Origin of the sequence: Kitasatospora sp. NRRL B-11411 (assembly GCF_000721345.1) — a bacterium.
Taxonomy (GTDB): Bacteria; Actinomycetota; Actinomycetes; order Streptomycetales; family Streptomycetaceae; genus Kitasatospora; species Kitasatospora cineracea.
Genome location: NZ_JOGH01000001.1, coordinates 177,279 through 195,224, shown reverse-complemented (window position 1 = coordinate 195,224; position 17,946 = coordinate 177,279). Strand labels below are relative to the sequence as shown.

General features: G+C 70.3%; 18 protein-coding genes. 15 read left to right on the top strand and 3 right to left on the bottom strand.

What is annotated here, in order from left to right; genetic code table 11:
• Positions 1-109: 109 nt before the first annotated feature.
• The 15 genes from mscL (at position 110) to IH44_RS0100830 (ending at position 14,079) form a co-directional block, all read left to right on the top strand.
• Entirely contained in the window at positions 110-544 is a 435-nt protein-coding gene (mscL, locus tag IH44_RS0100900) for a large conductance mechanosensitive channel protein MscL (protein ID WP_030457405.1), read from the top strand.
• Positions 545-732: 188 nt separating this feature from the next.
• Entirely contained in the window at positions 733-954 is a 222-nt protein-coding gene (gene infA / locus IH44_RS0100895; RefSeq protein WP_003956442.1) for a translation initiation factor IF-1, read from the top strand.
• A gap of 35 nt (positions 955-989) precedes the next feature.
• Entirely contained in the window at positions 990-1,103 is a 114-nt protein-coding gene (gene rpmJ / locus IH44_RS0100890) for a 50S ribosomal protein L36 (RefSeq protein ID WP_003956441.1), read from the top strand.
• A gap of 179 nt (positions 1,104-1,282) precedes the next feature.
• Positions 1,283-1,663, top strand: a complete 381-nt coding sequence (gene rpsM, locus IH44_RS0100885; protein ID WP_014136258.1) for a 30S ribosomal protein S13 — start codon at positions 1,283-1,285, stop codon at positions 1,661-1,663.
• A gap of 72 nt (positions 1,664-1,735) precedes the next feature.
• Positions 1,736-2,143 (top strand): 30S ribosomal protein S11, encoded by a 408-nt coding sequence (gene rpsK, locus IH44_RS0100880; protein WP_014136257.1) that lies wholly within the window; start codon positions 1,736-1,738, stop codon positions 2,141-2,143.
• Between the two features lie 133 nt (positions 2,144-2,276).
• Positions 2,277-3,299: a DNA-directed RNA polymerase subunit alpha gene (locus IH44_RS0100875; protein ID WP_030457404.1), complete on the top strand. Its 1,023-nt coding sequence runs from the start codon at positions 2,277-2,279 to the stop codon at positions 3,297-3,299.
• A gap of 135 nt (positions 3,300-3,434) precedes the next feature.
• Positions 3,435-3,908, top strand: coding sequence for a 50S ribosomal protein L17 (gene rplQ, locus IH44_RS0100870; protein ID WP_030457403.1), 474 nt, complete (start codon positions 3,435-3,437; stop codon positions 3,906-3,908).
• A 93-nt stretch (positions 3,909-4,001) separates the two neighbouring features.
• A complete protein-coding gene (truA, locus tag IH44_RS0100865; protein ID WP_051816419.1) occupies positions 4,002-4,919 on the top strand; it encodes a tRNA pseudouridine(38-40) synthase TruA in 918 nt (305 codons plus the stop codon).
• Positions 4,920-4,961: 42 nt separating this feature from the next.
• Complete coding sequence (locus tag IH44_RS0100860) at positions 4,962-6,620, top strand: ABC-F family ATP-binding cassette domain-containing protein (RefSeq protein WP_030457401.1); 1,659 nt, start codon at positions 4,962-4,964, stop codon at positions 6,618-6,620.
• A gap of 229 nt (positions 6,621-6,849) precedes the next feature.
• Positions 6,850-7,293, top strand: coding sequence for a 50S ribosomal protein L13 (rplM, locus tag IH44_RS0100855; protein WP_014136251.1), 444 nt, complete (start codon positions 6,850-6,852; stop codon positions 7,291-7,293).
• Between the two features lie 48 nt (positions 7,294-7,341).
• On the top strand, positions 7,342-7,848 hold the full coding sequence (rpsI, locus tag IH44_RS0100850) for a 30S ribosomal protein S9 (protein ID WP_030457400.1): 507 nt from the start codon (positions 7,342-7,344) through the stop codon (positions 7,846-7,848).
• A 136-nt stretch (positions 7,849-7,984) separates the two neighbouring features.
• Positions 7,985-9,349, top strand: a complete 1,365-nt coding sequence (gene glmM / locus IH44_RS0100845) for a phosphoglucosamine mutase (RefSeq protein ID WP_030457399.1) — start codon at positions 7,985-7,987, stop codon at positions 9,347-9,349.
• Between the two features lie 122 nt (positions 9,350-9,471).
• Positions 9,472-10,617: a hypothetical protein gene (locus tag IH44_RS42290; RefSeq protein WP_157852048.1), complete on the top strand. Its 1,146-nt coding sequence runs from the start codon at positions 9,472-9,474 to the stop codon at positions 10,615-10,617.
• Positions 10,607-11,791, top strand: coding sequence for a glycoside hydrolase family 26 protein (locus IH44_RS0100835; protein ID WP_157852047.1), 1,185 nt, complete (start codon positions 10,607-10,609; stop codon positions 11,789-11,791). Before IH44_RS42290 ends, IH44_RS0100835 begins: the two co-directional genes overlap by 11 nt.
• Before the next feature lie 137 nt (positions 11,792-11,928).
• Positions 11,929-14,079, top strand: a complete 2,151-nt coding sequence (locus IH44_RS0100830) for an acyltransferase family protein (RefSeq protein ID WP_051816405.1) — start codon at positions 11,929-11,931, stop codon at positions 14,077-14,079.
• A gap of 85 nt (positions 14,080-14,164) precedes the next feature.
• Here IH44_RS0100830 and IH44_RS40420 read toward each other — a convergent pair whose 3' ends face one another.
• From IH44_RS40420 to coaA, 3 genes are all read right to left on the bottom strand, one after another.
• On the bottom strand, positions 14,165-15,328 hold the full coding sequence (locus IH44_RS40420; RefSeq protein WP_232794773.1) for a glycoside hydrolase family 26 protein: 1,164 nt from the start codon (positions 15,326-15,328) through the stop codon (positions 14,165-14,167).
• Entirely contained in the window at positions 15,321-16,640 is a 1,320-nt protein-coding gene (locus tag IH44_RS0100820; protein WP_030457395.1) for a glycosyltransferase family 2 protein, read from the bottom strand. Before IH44_RS0100820 ends, IH44_RS40420 begins: the two co-directional genes overlap by 8 nt.
• Positions 16,641-16,872: 232 nt before the next feature.
• Positions 16,873-17,865, bottom strand: coding sequence for a type I pantothenate kinase (gene coaA, locus IH44_RS0100815; RefSeq protein ID WP_030457394.1), 993 nt, complete (start codon positions 17,863-17,865; stop codon positions 16,873-16,875).
• Positions 17,866-17,946 lie beyond the last annotated feature (81 nt).

Genomic DNA, 17,946 nt, shown 5'->3' with positions numbered 1-17,946 from the left:
TGAGGCACTTCTCTCACTGCGGGCGGATCGGGGCCCGGGGGTTTGGACCTCCGGGCCCCTTGTCCTATTTTCATCAGCTGACACCCGCAGCAACCCCAGGGGAGAGACAGTGCTCAAGGGCTTCCGCGACTTCATGATGCGCGGCAACGTCATCGACATGGCCGTCGGTGTGGTCATCGGTGCCGCGTTCACCGGCGTGGTGACCGGTTTCGTCACCGCCTTCCTCACCCCGGTGGTCGGCGTGGTGGTCGGCGCGGCCGGCGACTTCAGCGCCTACACCTTCTCGGTGGCCGGCGTGCACTTCCCGTACGGCCAGTTCCTGAACGTGCTGATCGCGTTCGTGCTGACCGCCGCGGTGCTGTACTTCTGCGTGGTGCTGCCGGTCTCCAAGGCCACCGCCCGGTACATGCCGAAGAAGCCCTCGGTGCCCAAGCGCCCCTGCCCCGAGTGCCTGACCGAGATCCCCGAGGCCGCCCGCCGCTGCTCGGCCTGCACCGCCGTGGTGCAGCCGGTCGTCCCGGTGCAGGTCGCCGCGAAGTACTGAGCCCCGGCACCGCGCCGAGCTGATTTCGCTCCGGTGCGGTGCTTGGTTTACGATGGTGCGTCGGCTCTCTCGTAGCGTGTTCCCGCACGCCCTCAGCCCAGGGGAATCCCCCGTGGCAGAGGTGAAGCCTGGTTCGCACGAGCGTTCCGCATACGGTAGCCGGACCCGAAGGGTGGATCTCGCAGTTCATGGCTAAGAAGCAAGGCGCCATTGAGATCGAGGGCACCGTGATCGAGTCTCTTCCGAACGCGATGTTCAAGGTCGAGCTGCAGAACGGTCACAAGGTCCTCGCGCACATCAGCGGCAAGATGCGCATGCACTACATCCGCATCCTCCCGGATGACCGGGTCGTGGTGGAGCTCAGCCCCTACGACCTGACCCGCGGCCGGATCGTCTACCGCTACAAGTAACAACCGCCAGATCTAGACCCCGGAGAACCTGAATCATGAAGGTCAAGCCGAGCGTCAAGAAGATCTGCGACAAGTGCAAGGTGATCCGCCGCCACGGCCGGGTCATGGTGATCTGCGACAACCTGCGCCACAAGCAGCGCCAGGGCTGATCCACCCCCCAGCATTTCTCGTAGGACCTTCGCGCGACGCGCACCAACGTCATAAGCGGGCCGCCCGATCCGTCCGTCCCGGACGGACTGCCACCCCCGGTCAGAGGCCGGGGCTCCCTGTCGAGAGACAGCGAGTAGGCGGCACGTCAGACCTCTGAGAAGAACCACAGGAGCCTTGAATGGCACGCCTTTCCGGCGTTGATCTCCCCCGCGAGAAGCGGATCGAGATCGCCCTCACCTACGTCTACGGCATCGGCAAGACCCGCGCCCAGCTGGCCCTCGCCGAGACCGGCGTGAGCGGTGACATCCGCGTGCGCGACATCAGCGAGGACGACCTCGTCAAGCTGCAGAAGTTCGTGGACGCGAACTTCGAGGTCGAGGGTGACCTCCGCCGCCAGGTCGCCGCCGACATCCGCCGCAAGGTCGAGATCGGCTGCTACGAGGGCCTGCGCCACCGTCGCGGTCTGCCCGTCCGCGGCCAGCGCACCCACACCAACGCGCGTACCCGCAAGGGCCCGCGTCGCGCGATCGCCGGCAAGAAGAAGCCGGGCAAGAAGTAGTCCGTCCCGTCACCGGACATCCCTCCGGCCCGCGGGTCAGCGGACCGACCACCTCAGTAGGAGAACAGACTTATGCCCCCCAAGGGTCGTCAGGCTGCCGGCGCGAAGAAGATCCGCCGCAAGGAGAAGAAGAACGTCGCTCACGGGCACGCCCACATCAAGAGCACGTTCAACAACACCATCGTTTCGATCACCGACCCCTCGGGCAACGTGATCTCCTGGGCCTCTGCCGGCCACGTCGGCTTCAAGGGCTCGCGCAAGTCCACCCCGTTCGCCGCGCAGATGGCCGCCGAGGCCGCTGCCCGTCGCGCGCAGGAGCACGGCATGCGCAAGGTCGACGTCTTCGTCAAGGGTCCGGGCTCCGGCCGTGAGACCGCGATCCGCTCGCTCCAGGCCACCGGCCTGGAGGTCGGCTCGATCCAGGACGTCACCCCCACCCCGCACAACGGCTGCCGTCCGCCGAAGCGCCGCCGCGTCTGACGCGACGCCTGGGGTCACCAGGCGGCCGGTGTTTTAAACCTCGTACGGGCTCCCGTTTGTCGCGGGAGCCCGTACGCTTGAGTTCTATCGGCATCAAATAGTGGGTGCCGAAGACAACTGGAGGATCCAGAACATGCTGATCGCTCAGCGTCCTTCGCTGACCGAAGAGGTCGTCGACGAGTTCCGCTCGCGGTTCGTGATCGAGCCGCTGGAGCCGGGCTTCGGCTACACCCTCGGCAACTCGCTCCGCCGCACGCTCCTCTCCTCGATCCCGGGTGCCGCCGTCACCAGCATCCGGATCGACGGCGTCCTGCACGAGTTCACCACCGTGCCGGGCGTCAAGGAGGACGTCACCGACCTCATCCTGAACATCAAGCAGCTGGTCGTCTCCTCGGAGCACGACGAGCCGGTCGTGATGTACCTGCGCAAGCAGGGCCCGGGTGTGGTCACCGCCGCCGACATCGCGCCCCCGGCCGGTGTCGAGGTGCACAACCCCGAGCTGGTCCTCGCCACGCTGAACGGCAAGGGCAAGCTGGAGATGGAGCTGACCGTCGAGCGCGGTCGCGGCTACGTCTCCGCCGTGCAGAACAAGGCCTCGGGCCAGGAGATCGGCCGCATCCCGGTCGACTCCATCTACAGCCCGGTGCTCAAGGTCACCTACAAGGTCGAGGCGACCCGTGTCGAGCAGCGCACCGACTTCGACAAGCTGATCGTCGACGTCGAGACCAAGCCGGCCATGCGTCCGCGCGACGCGATGGCCTCGGCCGGCAAGACCCTGGTCGAGCTGTTCGGCCTGGCCCGCGAGCTGAACGTCGACGCCGAGGGCATCGACATGGGCCCGTCCCCGACGGACGCCGCCCTGGCCGCGGACCTGGCGCTGCCGATCGAGGAGCTGGAACTCACCGTCCGCTCCTACAACTGCCTCAAGCGCGAGGGCATCCACACCGTGGGTGAGCTCGTCGCCCGCTCGGAGGCCGACCTGCTCGACATCCGCAACTTCGGTGCGAAGTCGATCGACGAGGTCAAGGCGAAGCTGGCCGGCATGGGCCTGGCCCTCAAGGACAGCCCGCCCGGGTTCGACCCGACCGCCGCCGCCGACGCCTTCGGCGCCGACGACCTGGACGACCAGGGCTACGCGGAGACCGAGCAGTACTGAGTTCCCTGAAGTCTTGACGCCGGGGGCGGTTCCCAGTGGATCGCCCCCGGGGCCATGAAAAGTCGTGCGGGCACAGTGTCCGCACGCCCGCTGCGGTACCTGGTACGGCCGTAGTCGGAGATACGAGGAGTAACCATGCCCCGTCCCACCAAGGGTGCCCGTCTCGGCGGCGGCCCGTCCCACGAGCCGCTCCTGCTGGCCGGCCTGGCCCGCGAGCTGTTCCAGTACGGCCGCATCACCACCACCGAGGCCAAGGCCCGTCGCCTGCGCCCGCTGGCGGAGAAGCTGATCACCAAGGCGAAGAAGGGCGACATCCACAACCGTCGCCTGGTGCGCAAGACCATCACCGACGTGTCGGTGCTGCACACCCTCTTCACCGAGATCGCCCCGCGGTTCGAGAACCGTCCCGGCGGCTACACCCGCATCACCAAGATCGGCAGCCGTCGCGGCGACAACGCCCCGATGGCCGTGATCGAGCTGGTCGAGGGCGAGATCGCCACCAAGGCGACCGTCGCCGAGGCCGAGGCCGCCGCCAAGCGCGCCGTCAAGGAGGCCGACCAGGCCGCCGAGGCGAAGGCCGACGAGGCCGCCGAGACCACCGAGGCCTGAGCCTCCGCGTAGTCTTCGTCCGGGCCCGCCCTCCCGCTCGTCGGGGGAGCGGGCCCGTTCGCATCCCAGCAGTGAGACAGGGGAGTTGGAGTGGTGAACGACTGCGCGGAGCTGCCGCCGGTGAAGGACGGCCCGGCGGACGGACACACCCGGATCCGGCTGGACCTCGCCTACCACGGCGCGGAGTTCTCCGGCTGGGCCCGGCAGCGCGAACGGCGCACCGTGCAGGGCGAGTTGGAGGACGCGCTGCGGATCGTGCTGCGCAGCGAGGAGAACTTCCCGCTGACCGTGGCCGGCCGCACCGACGCCGGGGTGCACGCCCGCGGCCAGGTCGCGCACGTCGACCTGCCGGACGCGCTGTGGGCCCAGCACGGCGCCAAGCTGCTGCGCCGGCTGGCCGGGCGGCTGCCCGCCGACGTCCGGGTGTACCGGGTCTCCGAGGCGCCGCACGGCTTCGACGCCCGGTTCGCGGCGGTCTGGCGGCGCTACGCGTACCGGGTGGCCGACCACCCCGGCGGGGTCGACCCGCTGCTGCGCGGGCACGTGCTGTGGCACGACCGGCCGCTCGACCTGGCGAAGATGAACGAGGCGGCGGCGCTGCTGGTCGGCGAGCACGACTTCGCCGCGTACTGCAAGAAGCGCGAGGGCGCCACCACCATCCGCACCCTGCTGGAACTGCACTGGGACCGGGTGCCGATCGACCCGTACGCGGCCCAGGAGGGCTCGCTGGCGGTGGCCACCGTGCGGGCGGACGCGTTCTGCCACAACATGGTGCGCGCGCTGGTCGGGGCGATGCTGCTGGTCGGCGACGGGCACCGGCCGGTGGAGTTCCCGGGCGAGGTGCTGGCGGGCGGGGTGCGCAACTCGGCGGTCAACGTGATCCGGCCGCACGGGCTGACGCTGGAGGAGGTCGGCTACCCGGCCGACGACCTGCTCGCCGAGCGCAACCGGATCTCGCGGCGGCTGCGGACGCTGGGGGAGCCGGCCCCCGCGGGTGCTCCCGGCAGGTAAAGGGTTTGGTCGGCGGCGCGCGCCTTGGCACAATCCGAAGGCATGGGACACGTCGAGATTTCGCACCTTGAGTACTACCTGCCGGACGGGCGGGTGCTGTTCGACGACGCGTCCTTCCGGGTCGGCGAGGGCGCGGCCGTCGCGCTGGTCGGCGCCAACGGCGCGGGCAAGACCACGCTGCTGCGCATGATCGCGGGGGACACCCAGCCGCACGGCGGCTCGGTGACGGTCACCGGCGGGCTGGGCGTGATGCGGCAGTTCGTCGGCACCACCGGCCGGGAGAGCGCCGAGGACGCCCCGGGCGCGCTGCCCGCCGACGCCTCGGTGCGCGACCTGCTGGTCTCCGTCGCCCCGAAGCGGATCGCCGACGCGGCCCGCGCGGTGGACGCCGCGGAGCTGGCGATGATCGCCCAGGACGACGAGAAGTCGCAGATGGCCTACGCCCAGGCGCTCTCCGACTGGTCGGACGCCGGCGGCTACGAGTACGAGGCCGACTGGGACGTCTGCACGACGGCCGCGCTCGGCATGCCGTTCGAGCGGGCCCAGTGGCGCGGCCTGAACACCCTCTCCGGCGGCGAGCAGAAGCGGCTGGTGCTGGAGGCGCTGCTGCGCGGCCCGGACGAGGTGCTGCTGCTCGACGAGCCGGACAACTACCTGGACGTGCCGGGCAAGCGCTGGCTGGAGGAGGCCATCAAGGCCACCAACAAGACCGTGCTGTACATCTCGCACGACCGCGAGCTGCTCTCCCGCACCGCCGAGAAGATCATCGCGGTGGAGTCCGGCGCGACCGGCTCCAGCGTCTGGGTGCACGGCGGCGGCTTCGACACCTTCCACGAGGCCCGCAAGGCCCGCTTCGAGCGCTTCGAGGAACTGCGCCGCCGCTGGGACGAGGAGCACGCCAAGCTGAAGAAGCTGGTGCTGACGCTCCGTCAGGCCGCCGCGGTCAGCCACGAGATGGCCTCCCGGTACGCCGCCGCGCAGACCAGGCTGAAGAAGTTCGAGGACGCCGGCCCGCCCGAGGCGCCGCCGCGCGAGCAGTCGATCACCATGCGGCTCAAGGGCGGCCGCACCGGCGTGCGGGCCTTCACCATGCAGGGCCTGGAGCTGTCCGGTCTGATGAAGCCCTTCGACCTGGAGGTCTTCTACGGCGAGCGGGTCGCGGTGCTGGGCTCCAACGGCTCCGGCAAGTCGCACTTCCTGCGGCTGCTGGCCGGCGACGACACGGTGAAGCACGGCGGCGAGTGGAAGCTCGGCGCCCGGGTCGTGCCGGGGCACTTCCGGCAGACCCACGCCCACCCCGAACTGCTCGGCCGCACGGTGCGCTCGATCGTCGAGGAGGAGCACGCGCTCTCCCGCGGCGCGGCGATGTCCGCGCTGCGCCGCTACGAGCTGGACCGGCAGGAGGAGCAGAAGTTCGAGTCGCTCTCCGGCGGCCAGCAGGCCCGGCTGATGATCCTCAAGCTGGAACTGTCCGGCTCGACCGCGCTGCTGCTCGACGAGCCGACCGACAACCTGGACCTGGAGAGCGCCGAGGCGCTGCAGCAGGGCCTGGAGGCGTTCGACGGCACCGTGCTGTGCGTCACCCACGACCGCTGGTTCGCCCGCAGCTTCGACCGCTTCCTGGTGTTCGGCTCGGACGGCCGGGTCTACGAGGCCCCGGAGCCGGTCTGGGACGAGACCCGGGTCGTCCGGGACCGCTGAACCGGAGCCCGTCCCGCCGGGCCGGTTTGGATTCCACCCCGCCGGCCCGGTAAGGTTGGCCGCTGTTGTGCGTATTGGCTCGCTCTATCTCACGTGAGAGGTCGGTACGCCGGAGACGACAGGCCGAACTCCAGCGGCTGCCCGAATTGCGTCCGGGCGGATCGGCTGGAGGCCCCGGGCCTTGGTGCTCCTGTCAGGACCCACTCACTGAAAAGCGAAGGCTACGACCGTGCGTACGTACAGCCCCAAGCCCGGCGACGTCCAGCGTCAGTGGCACGTCATCGACGCGACCGACGTCGTGCTCGGCCGCCTGGCCTCCCAGGCCGCCAACCTCCTGCGGGGCAAGCACAAGGCGATCTACGCGCCGCACGTTGACACTGGTGACTTCGTCATCATCATCAACGCCGACAAGGTGCACCTCTCGGGCAACAAGAAGACCCAGAAGCTGGCCTACCGCCACAGCGGCTTCCCGGGCGGTCTCCGCTCGGTCCGCTACGACGACCTGCTCGCGAACAACCCGGAGAAGGCCGTCGAGAAGGCCATCAAGGGCATGGTTCCGAAGAACAGCCTGGGCCGTCAGATGCTCTCGAAGCTGAAGGTCTACTCGGGCGACCAGCACCCGCACGCTGCGCAGCAGCCGGTGCCGTTCGAGATCACCCAGGTCGCGCAGTAATTCCGGCCACCACACACCCCAACTGACGTAGAAGAGCTGAGGAACACCGTGGCCGAGACTGCCATCGAGAGCACCCTCGAGGTCGACTTCGACGACGAGAACGTCGACGAGTACACCACCGAGACCGAGTACACCACCGAGTCGCTGGCCGGCCGCTTCGGCGAGGCCGTCCCCGGCGCCGGCCTCGGCCGCCGCAAGGAGGCGATCGCCCGCGTGCGCATCGTCCCCGGCACCGGCCAGTGGAAGATCAACGGTCGCACCCTGGAGAACTACTTCCCCAACAAGGTGCACCAGCAGACCGTGAACGAGCCCTTCAAGCTCCTGGAGCTGGACGGCCGCTACGACGTCATCGCCCGCATCGCGGGTGGCGGCGTGTCCGGTCAGGCCTACGCGCTGCGCCTCGGCGTGGCCCGCGCCCTGAACGAGGCGGACGTGGACAACAACCGCGCCGCGCTCAAGAAGGCCGGCTTCCTGACCCGTGACTCGCGCGCCGTCGAGCGCAAGAAGGCCGGTCTCAAGAAGGCCCGCAAGGCGCCGCAGTACAGCAAGCGCTAATCGCACCCTTCATGCGATCCTCGCCCCGGAGCACTCCAGTGCTCCGGGGCGTTGTGCCTCCCGGGCCGGTGCGGAGTCCGCGGGGGCGGCACCACCCGAGCCCGGTACAGGCGCGACAGGACGGACGAACGCGAACATGACACGACTCTTCGGTACGGACGGGGTGCGCGGTGTGGCCAACGAGGGCCTGACCGCGGAGCTGGCACTGGGCCTGTCGGTGGCCGCCGCGCACGTGCTCGGCGACGCCAACGCGTTCGAGGGCCACCGGCCGGTGGCCGTGGTCGGCCGGGACCCGCGGGCGTCCGGAGAGTTCCTGGAGGCCGCCGTGATCGCCGGCCTGGCCAGCGCCGGCGTCGACGTGCTGCGGGTCGGCGTGCTGCCCACCCCCGCGGTGGCCTACCTGACCGGCGCGCTCGGCGCGGACTTCGGCGTGATGCTCTCCGCCAGCCACAACGCGATGCCGGACAACGGCATCAAGTTCCTCGCCCGCGGCGGCCACAAGCTGGACGACGCGATCGAGGACGCGATCGAGGCGCACTACCGCCGCTACGGCGTCGGCGACGAGACCTGGAACCGCCCGACCGGCGGCGCGGTCGGCCGGGTCCGCCAGTACAACGAGGGCTTCGACCGGTACGTGGCGCACCTGGTCGCGGTGCTGCCGAACCGGCTCGACGGGGTCCGGGTCGTCATCGACGGCGCGCACGGCGCGGCCGCCCGGGTCGCCCCCGAGGCGTTCGCCCGGGCCGGCGCCGAGGTGGTGCACACCCTGGGCACCGAGCCGACCGGCCTGAACATCAACGACGGCGTCGGCTCCACCCACCTGGACAAGCTGCGCGCCGCGATGAAGGAGCACCGGGCCGACCTGGGCATCGCCCTGGACGGCGACGCCGACCGCTGCCTGGCCGCCGACGCGGACGGCAACGAGGTCGACGGCGACCAGATCATCGCCGTCCTCGCGGTCGCCATGAAGGAGGCCGGCACGCTGCGCCGCAACACCGCGGTCGCCACCGTGATGTCCAACCTGGGCTTCAAGCTGGCGATGGAGCGCGAGGGCGTCGAGCTGGTGCAGACCGCGGTCGGCGACCGGTACGTGCTGGAGGAGATGAAGCAGCACGGCTACGCGCTCGGCGGCGAGCAGTCCGGGCACGTCATCCTGCTCGACCACGCCACCACCGGCGACGGCACCCTGACCGGCCTGATGCTGGGCGCCCGGCTGGCCGCCACCAAGCAGCCGCTGGCCGATCTTGCCTCGGTCATGACCCGGCTCCCGCAGGTGCTGATCAACGTCAAGGGCGTGGACAAGAACCGGGTCGAGTCCTGCGTCGAGCTCCAGGCCGCGGTCGCCGAGGCGGAGGCCGAACTGGGCAGCACCGGCCGGGTCCTGCTGCGCAAGTCCGGCACGGAACCGCTGGTCCGGGTCATGGTCGAGGCGGTCGGCGAGGAGCAGGCGCAGGACGTCTGCCAGCGGCTCGCGGACGCGGTCCGGCTGCACCTGGGGTGAGGGATGTGTCCGGTGGGGAGTTGCGGATTCGCAACTCCTTCACCTGGAGGGGGCGGGCCGATGGACTCGGATAAGTTTCCGGATAGGATCTGCGCGTTGAGTGAAGGGTGGCGGAGACTCAGATGACCGATGGTCAGCAGCAGGCGCAGCCGGGGGGACCGGAGGCTCAGGGGCAGCCGCAGGGCGTGCCGCCGCAGGGCTACGGCTACCCGCCCCCGCAACAGGGACAGCCCCCGCAGGGGCCGCCGCAGCCGGGCTACGGCTACCCGCCCCCGGCGGCGGGTCCGGGGCAGGTGCCCCCGCCGTACAACCAGGGCGGCTACGGCCCGCCGCAGTACCCGGGGCAGGTGCCGCCGCCCAACCAGCCCTACCCGGGCCAGCAGCCCTACCCGGGCCAGCAGCCCTACCCGGGCCAGCCCGTCCAGGGCCGGTACGGCGCCGGGACGTTCCAGAACGGCGACGAGCCGGACTGGACGGCGATGGCCGACCAGCACGAGACGGCCGCCCGGAAGAAGAAGCGGCTGATGCTGGGCGGGATCGCGCTGGTCTGCGCGGTCGCGCTGGCCGGCATCGTCGTGGTGTCGATGAACGTGCTCGGCAAGGACGACAAGAAGAACGACCCGATCGCCGGCCCGTCGTCGAGCGCCTCGGCGTCCGGTGACAACTCCTCGGGCTCCCCGTCGCCGTCCTCCTCGTCCTCCGGCGGGACGAACTCCGGCGGGACGAAGCCGAAGAGCCCGGAGGACGCGCTGAGCCGGGGCTCCACCGACAAGGCACCGGTCTCGCTCGACACGCTGTTCCCGAAGGCCAGCCTGAGCGTCGACGGCCAGACGCTGGCCAAGAAGGCGACCGAGCACGACGACCAGTGCGGCGCGGGCACCGTCAACGGCCTGGGCACCGTGCTGGAGAACGAGAACTGCCGGGACATCTACCTGGCGACGTACGTCTCCGACAAGGCCGCGGTCACCGTCGGCATCGTCGTGTTCGACTCCAAGTCGCAGGCCGACCGGGCGCAGGCCAAGGTGGTCGGCAACATCAAGCCGCTGCGCTCGGACCAGACCCCGCGGTTCTGCCCGGACCTGAGCCAGTGCGCGTTCTCGAACAAGGCGTTCGGCCGGTACATGGTGTTCACCACCGCGGGCAACGCGGACGGGAGCGCGGTGACCGACGGCACGCCCGCGACCAAGCAGGCCGCCGCCGGGGTGTCCAAGCAGGCACTGGACGACCTGAAGGCCCGCGGCCAGGCCGCCATGACGAATGCCGGTTAAGCGTTTCCGGCGTCCCGGCCCGCTGCCGCTCCGCACCTGGTGGGAGCGGCAGCGGGCGCTCCTGATACCGGGCTGGGAGCGCCTTCGCGCGCTCCCGGTGACCCGGTGGTGGCGGAGCTTCCCGGTCCTGGGCCGGGCCGGGCTCGCCGTCGTCCTCGTACTGGGCTGCACAGCACTGCTGCTGGACGACGGCTCCCCGGACCAGGCGGCCGCCCAGACCGCGGCGTCCGCGGCCCCGGCCGACCCGTCCGCGGCGCCCGACGACCCGTCCAAGCCCGGTACCGCCGCCACCCGGAGCCAGCTGCTCAGCCCGCCCGGGACGCTGTTCGGCATCGCCACGCCCAGCGCCCCGAACGCGGAGGAAGCCGCGAACATGGCGCAGATCACCGGGGTGCGGACGACCGTCCAGGAGTACTTCCTGAAGTGGCACCAGGACTTCGACCAGGCCGCCTTCGACGAGTCGTACCGGCTCGGCGGGGTGCCGCTGCTCACCTGGGAGCCGTGGTCGGGCGGCGACAAGGCCGTCGACCAGCCGGAGTTCGCGCTGGCGAAGATCGCCGCGGGGTCGCAGGACGACTACGTCAAGCGCTTCGCGCAGGCGGTGAAGAAGTCCGGCCGGCCGGTGGTGCTGCGGTTCGCGCACGAGATGAACGAGCCCTGGTACACCTGGTCGGAGGACCGCAACGGCAACCGGAAGGGCGACTACGCCGCGGCCTGGCGGCACGTCCACGACGTGTTCCGGCAGCAGGGCGTGACCAACGTGATCTGGTTCTGGTGCCCGGACCTGCAGAGCCCCGGCAAGCCCCCGCTGTCCCGGTACTACCCCGGTGACGACTACGTGGACTGGATCGGGACGGAGGCGTACAGCAGCGACGGCGAGACCACCGCGGAGCAGCTGCTGGGCCCCACCTACCGGGAGTTGACCGCGCTGTCGGACAAGCCGCTGTTCATCGGCGAGGCGGGCGTGCGGCCGTCGCCGGTCAAGGCGCCGCTGATCAAGGACTTCTTCTCCTGGCTGTCCGCGCACCCGCGGGTGATCGGCTTCGTCTGGTTCCAGTTCTCCGACACCGACGGCTCGCGCTACGACTGGCGGTTCACCACCTCGCCGGAGGCGCAGCGCGCCTTCCGGGACGGGCTGGGGTCGTTGCCGCTGGTCCCGGGACCGATGCGCTGACGGCCCGTCAGCTCGCGGGCCCGCACACAAGTCGTACACGCCGTACCCATATGATCTGGACCCAATCATTGCTGGGAAGGACTTTCGGCGGCTCGGCGAACTGCTTCGCTTGAGAACCGGGGCAAGGAAGAGGGTTCATGAGCAGTTACCACCAACCCGTCCAGGGCGAGCTGGCGACGGCCGCCCGGACGGGACCGGAGGTCGGTGCCGCGCCGTCGGTGCCGGGCGGGCGAAGAGCCGACCGGCGCAGGAAGAAGGGCCACAAGGGGGCGTTCCGGCCGGACATCGAGGGCCTGCGGGCGGTCGCGGTCCTGCTGGTGCTGGTCTACCACGCCGTGCCGAAGTCGCTGCGCGGCGGTTTCGTCGGCGTCGACGTCTTCTTCGTCATCTCCGGCTTCCTGATCACCTCGCTGCTGGTGAAGGAGATAGGCCGGACCGGCCGGCTCTCGCTGGGCGCGTTCTACGCCCGCCGGGCGAAGCGGCTGCTGCCCGCCGCGTGCCTGGCGGTGCTCGCCGCCGCGGTGCTGACGTACCTTTACCTGCCGGTGACCCAGCGCTCCACCTTCGGCGGGGACCTGCTGGCCGCGTCGCTGTACGTGGTGAACTGGCGGCTGGCCGACCGGTCGGTCGACTACCTGGCCGCAGACGTCCTGCCCTCGCCCGTCCAGCACTTCTGGTCGCTCGCGGTGGAGGAGCAGTTCTACCTGGTCTGGCCGGTGCTGATCGTGCTGGCGCTCTGGCTCGCCCCGCGGCTGCGCTGGTCGCTGACCCGGATGCTGGCGGTGGCGATCACGCTGGTGGCCGGCGCGTCGCTGGCCTTCTCGGTGTACTACACCGGCAAGTCCCCGGCGCAGGCGTTCTTCGTCACCCCGACCCGGCTGTGGGAGCTGGCGGTCGGCGCGATCGTCGCGCTGGCGCTGCCCAAGCTGGCCGGGCTCGGCCGGGGCGCCGGCGCGGCGCTCACCACGCTCGGCCTGCTGGCCGTGCTGGGCGGCGGCTACTTCCTCGACGGCGGCTACGCCTGGCCCGGCTACTGGGCGCTGCTGCCCACCGTGGGCGCCGCCCTGGTGCTGATCGGCGGGGTCGGCGGCCCGAGCGGCGCCGGACGGGTGCTGGCCCTCCCGCCGATGGTGTGGGTCGGCGGCATCAGCTACTCGCTGTACCTGTGGCACTGGCCGCTGCTGGTCGCCGCCCAGGCGAAGTGGGGCGACGGCGGCAAGGTCGGCGTCCTGGCGGTGGCGGTGTCGGTCGTCCCGGCCTGGCTGTCGCACAAGCTGGTCGAGAACCCGATCCGGTTCTCCGCGGCGCTGTCCCGCCCGTTCAAGGCCACCTGGGCGGTCGGCGTGCCGTCCACCGCGCTGGCCGTCGCGGCGGGCCTGCTGCTCACCCTCGGCACCGGCGGCGGCAGCGGCGGCCCGGTGGCCGGTGCGGCCGCGCTGACCGGGCTGAGCGACCAGCAGCAGAGCGACCTGTGGAAGACCGACAAGTACCCGACGGTGCAGCCGGATCCGCTGAAGGCGACCGCGGACGTCCCGGCGGCCTACGGCATGAAGTGCCAGGCCAGCCAGGAGACCACCACGGTGGCCAGCTGCGACTTCGGCGACACCTCGGCGGACACCGTGGTGGTGATGGCGGGCGACTCGAAGGTCCTGCAGTGGCAGCCGGCCCTGGACGAGATCGGCAAGGCGCACGGCATCCACGTCGTCACCGTGACCAAGTCCAGCTGCGCGTTCGCCGACGCCGTCGCGGTGCTCAACGACCGGCCCTACAAGAGCTGCGCCGACTGGAACAAGAAGGCGATGGCCAAGATCCTCGAGCTGCGCCCGGCGATGGTGCTCACCTCGCAGAACTCGGCCCACGCGCTGGCGGACGCCTCGGGGTCCGGCGCCGGCGACCTGCCGCCGATGCGCGACGGCCTGGAGCGCAGCTGGACCAAGCTGCAGAAGGCCGGCATCCCGGTGACGGTGCTGCTGAACAACGTCAACGGCGTGCCCTCGCCGGTGTACGAGTGCGTGGCCAAGAACAAGTCCAAGCTGTCGGCGTGCGCGTTCGACTCGAACTACGAGACCGCGCAGCTGCAGACCGAGCTGGCCAAGAAGGTTGGCGCGGGCGTCATCGACCTCAACCCGATGATCTGCCCGGGCGGGCGCTGCCCCGCGGTGATCGGCTCGGCCCTGGTCTACCGGGACGGCTCGCACATCACCGCGACGTACGTGAAGACCCTGGTGCCGGCCCTCCAGGACCGGCTGAAGCAGGAGTTCGACCGCAACCGGATCGCCTGGAAGTAGCGGGCGGCGGGGACGGGAAAGGGGCCGGGCCCGGAGGGATTCCCTCCGGGCCCGGCCCCTTCGTGCTGCGGGGGTCGACGCCGGGTCAGCCGCCGAGCCCGTCGGCGAGCTTGACGGTGGCGATGCCGGTGGAGAACGCGCGCTGCGAGTCGGGGGTCTCGTCGAAGCGCCAGTCGGCCTTGCCGCCGTTGTCGGTGTCGCGCTCGAACCAGATGAAGCCGAGCACGTCCGGCTGCTGGTTCAGCCAGCTGAAGAAGTCGGTGGTCCACTTCGCCTTCAGCGCGGTGCTGGGCTCGCGGCCGGTCTCGGTGATCAGCATCGGCTTCTTGGTGATCTTGCGGATGATGTCGAGGGTCGGGCCGAAGGTCTCGGTGGCGGTGGCCTCGTTCTTGGTGCCGTAGCCGGTCAGGCCGACCCAGTCCACGTAGTCGTCACCGGGGTAGAGCGAGGCCAGGTCGACGTTCGGCACCGGGCGGACGATGTTGGCGCTCCACACCCAGATGGCGTTGTCCGCGCCGGCCTCCTTGAAGATGTCGTGGATGTGCTTCCAGGCCGCGACGTACTCGCCCTTCTGGTTGCCGTTCTTGGCCTCCGACCAGGGGTACCAGACGCCGTTCATCTCGTGCGCGAACCGGATCGCCACCGGCCACTTCTGGGCGGCGACGCCCTGCGCGAAGCGCCGGATGTAGTCGTCGTGGGCGCCGCCGATGATGGTCCGCAGCGCGTACGTCGGCTGCTCGGTGTGCCCGGCGTCCTCGCCGTCCCAGGGCTCCCAGGAGATCACCGGGAGGGTGCCGTGCTCGTACGCCCGGGCCACCGCCTTGGGGTCGAAGTCGGCGGTCCAGCGCACGAAGTACTCGGTCATGGTGGGCCGGACGCCGGCCTTGTCGGCGATCGAGTCGACCTCGCCGGAGGACCACGGCGCCTCGGGGGTCGCCACGCCGAAGTACTTGCCGTTCGGGGTGGCGAACACCGACTTGTCGGGCACCGGCGGCGGCGCCGGGTGGATCAGCTGCTGCATGCCGGGGCCGGCGGCCGGGCGGCCGAGGCCGGAGTACCGGGGACCCATGTCGTCCAGGCGCAGCGCGGCCATCACCCCCCAGCACAGGGCGCCCAGCAGCACGACGTTGACGGTCATCCAGACCCGCAGCCGGATCCCGCTGCCGCGGGACCACCAGTGCATCTTCTTGCGGCGCCGAGTGGCGGGGGAGCCCTGGACCGAGCTCTCCGCGGACGTCGTCTCAGACACTCATCATCACCGACCCGGCCAGCATGGCGCTGCCCAGCAGATAGGGGATGACCACCTTGACGCTGCGAACCCGCTCACCCGCGAAGCTGTCCGCGCGGGTGCCCCAGGAAGCGTTGTGGCCCATCCGGAAGAAGCCCAGCAGCCGGACCGGCAGCAGGATGAAGGTGTTGATCACCATGAACACCGGGAGGAACACCAAGTCCTGTGCCCGGTAGGCGAAGTGCCGGCCGAACCGGATGGCCAGCGAGAGCAGGGACATCACCGCGGCCAGCACCAGGATGGTGGCGATGGCCTTCCAGTGGACGCCGGGCAGCGGCAGGTCCATGTACAGGCTGGGGCCGGTGTGGCGCCACAGCGCCTTCCCCCAGGAGGCGAAGGAGCCGAGCAGCACGAACGGCACCAGGATGTCGACCAGGTAGAACAGCGCCAGCATCTTCGCCCGGCGCAGCATCCACGGCAGCATCCGCAGCGTGTTGTACTGCGAGCCGCGGGCCCAGCGGTACTGCTGCTTGGTGAGCTTGCGCAGCTGCAGCGGCGCGTCCGTGTACACCAGGGAGGTGGACTGGTAGACAGTGCGGTAGCCCTGCTTGAGGGTGTAGTTGGTCAGCGTCCGGTCGTCGCTGACTTCGAGGAACACCCCGAGGAACTTCTCGTTCAGGAAGTCGTCCATGCAGTCGACCAGGATCTTCCGCCGGAAGGCGATGGTCCGGCCGGGCAGGCAGCCGACGGTGCCGAGCACGCTCATCGCGGGCATCGAGTACTGGCAGCGGACGCTCTCCAGCCAGTCCGCCCAGCGGGTGAGCACGGAGCGGCCGGGCTCCAGGATGCGCTGACGGGTGGTCACCCCGCCGACGGTCTCGTCCCGGAACGGCTTGACCAGTTCCGGGAGGGTGGTGGGCGTCCACACGGTGTCGGAGTCGACCAGCACCGCGATCTCGCTGGTGCAGGCCTCCAGGCCGACCTTCAGGGCGTTGCGCTTGCCGGGTATCTCGGTCCACAGCCAGTACACGCCGAGCTGGTCGCAGACCTGCTCGAGCACCTCGTTGCGGCGGCCGTTGATGACCACCACCATCTCGGTGGGCTGCTGGTCGATGATCCGGTCCAGCACCGAGTAGAAGAGATCCGCGGGTTCGTCCACCACGGGGATGATCACCGAAGTGGTCACCTCGTAGGGGCGCTTCCAGGGCCGGTAGCGGCGGGCCAGGGCGAGCCTGACGAACCAGAGAACCCATATGCCGGTCATGAAGGCGGCGAACGGGTAGACGGTGCCGACGGTCCACCACTGGCGGAGCTGGAGCAAGAAAGCGAGCATGGCTCCCGAAGCCGTCCTGACTTGACCGAATGTTGGTGAGGCGGTCCTGATGATAGACGTCCGCCGGTCGAGTGAATCCTCGCAAGGAGGGCATAACGGCCCCCCCGGGCGGGGAAACGCGGCAATCGGGACCAAGCCGTGATGCACCGCCGGTCGAGCCGCACGGACGCATACCGGTCGTGCGCGGACGGTTACCGGAACGTGAGGATCCTGTGCGGACCAACCACGGGTTTCAGAGCTTGCGCAGCAGCGCCCGGCGGACCTTGTGGTCCTGCCCCTTCTGCAGCACCAGGGTGGCCCGGCCGCGGGTGGGCAGCACGTTCTCCAGCAGGTTCGGCTTGTTGATGGTCCGCCAGACCTGTCGGCCGTAGTCCATCGCCTCTTCCTCCGGCACCTCGGTGAACCGCCGGAAGTAGGAGTTCGGGTCCTGGAACGCGGTCTGCCGCAGCTTGCGGAACCGGTCCAGGTACCAGGCCTCGATGTCGTCGGTGCGGGCGTCGACGTAGATCGAGAAGTCGAAGTAGTCGGCGACCGCCATCCTGGTCCGCCCGTCGGTGCCGGGCAGGGCCGGCTGCAGCACGTTCAGGCCCTCGACGATCAGGATGTCCGGGCGCTCCACCACCAGTTGCTCGTCCGGGACGATGTCGTACACCAGGTGCGAGTACACCGGCGCGGTCACCCGCTCCTTGCCGGCCTTCACGTCCGCGACGAAGCGCATCAGCGCCCGCCGGTCGTACGACTCGGGGAAGCCCTTGCGGGCCATCAGGCCGCGCCGGCGCAGCTCCGCGTTGGGCAGCAGGAAGCCGTCGGTGGTCACCAGCTCGACCCGGGGGTGCTCGGGCCAGCGGGCCAGCAGCGCCTGCAGCAGCCGGGCGGTGGTGGACTTGCCGACGGCGACCGAGCCGGCCACGCCGATGATGAACGGGGTGCGCACCCGCTCGGTGTCCGGGGTGTCCAGGAACGTGCCCACCGCGCCGCGCAGTTCGTGCGTGGCGTGGATGTACAGGTTCAGCAGCCGGGACAGCGGGAGGTAGACGTCGCGGACCTCGTCGAGGTCCATCGCGGTGCCGAGCCCGCGCAGGCGCTCGACCTCCTCGGCGGTCAGCGGCAGCGGGGTGCGCTCGCGCAGCGCACTCCACTCGGCGCGGTCCAGATCCACGTACGGGGAGGGAGTGGGCGCGGACGGCGCACCCTTCGTACAGAGTTCGGTCAGCACGGTGTCCATTGTGGGCCGTCTCCGGGGCGACGGGTGTTGTGGTGTCGGTCACCCGGTGTGGTCACCCGACCCCCCGGGGCCCGAACAAGC

What these genes read in the sequence shown, in the direction of transcription:
- infA (WP_003956442.1), top strand. Translation starts at nt 733, where the DNA reads ATGGCTAAGAAGCAAGGCGCCATTGAGATCGAGGGCACCGTGATCGAG.
- rpmJ (WP_003956441.1), top strand. Translation starts at nt 990, where the DNA reads ATGAAGGTCAAGCCGAGCGTCAAGAAGATCTGCGACAAGTGCAAGGTG.
- rpsM (WP_014136258.1), top strand. Translation starts at nt 1,283, where the DNA reads ATGGCACGCCTTTCCGGCGTTGATCTCCCCCGCGAGAAGCGGATCGAG.
- rpsK (WP_014136257.1), top strand. Translation starts at nt 1,736, where the DNA reads ATGCCCCCCAAGGGTCGTCAGGCTGCCGGCGCGAAGAAGATCCGCCGC.
- IH44_RS0100875 (WP_030457404.1), top strand. Translation starts at nt 2,277, where the DNA reads ATGCTGATCGCTCAGCGTCCTTCGCTGACCGAAGAGGTCGTCGACGAG.
- rplQ (WP_030457403.1), top strand. Translation starts at nt 3,435, where the DNA reads ATGCCCCGTCCCACCAAGGGTGCCCGTCTCGGCGGCGGCCCGTCCCAC.
- IH44_RS0100860 (WP_030457401.1), top strand. Translation starts at nt 4,962, where the DNA reads ATGGGACACGTCGAGATTTCGCACCTTGAGTACTACCTGCCGGACGGG.
- glmM (WP_030457399.1), top strand. Translation starts at nt 7,985, where the DNA reads ATGACACGACTCTTCGGTACGGACGGGGTGCGCGGTGTGGCCAACGAG.
- IH44_RS42290 (WP_157852048.1), top strand. Translation starts at nt 9,472, where the DNA reads ATGACCGATGGTCAGCAGCAGGCGCAGCCGGGGGGACCGGAGGCTCAG.
- IH44_RS0100835 (WP_157852047.1), top strand. Translation starts at nt 10,607, where the DNA reads ATGCCGGTTAAGCGTTTCCGGCGTCCCGGCCCGCTGCCGCTCCGCACC.
- IH44_RS0100830 (WP_051816405.1), top strand. Translation starts at nt 11,929, where the DNA reads ATGAGCAGTTACCACCAACCCGTCCAGGGCGAGCTGGCGACGGCCGCC.
- IH44_RS0100820 (WP_030457395.1), bottom strand. Translation starts at nt 16,640, where the DNA reads ATGCTCGCTTTCTTGCTCCAGCTCCGCCAGTGGTGGACCGTCGGCACC.
- coaA (WP_030457394.1), bottom strand. Translation starts at nt 17,865, where the DNA reads ATGGACACCGTGCTGACCGAACTCTGTACGAAGGGTGCGCCGTCCGCG.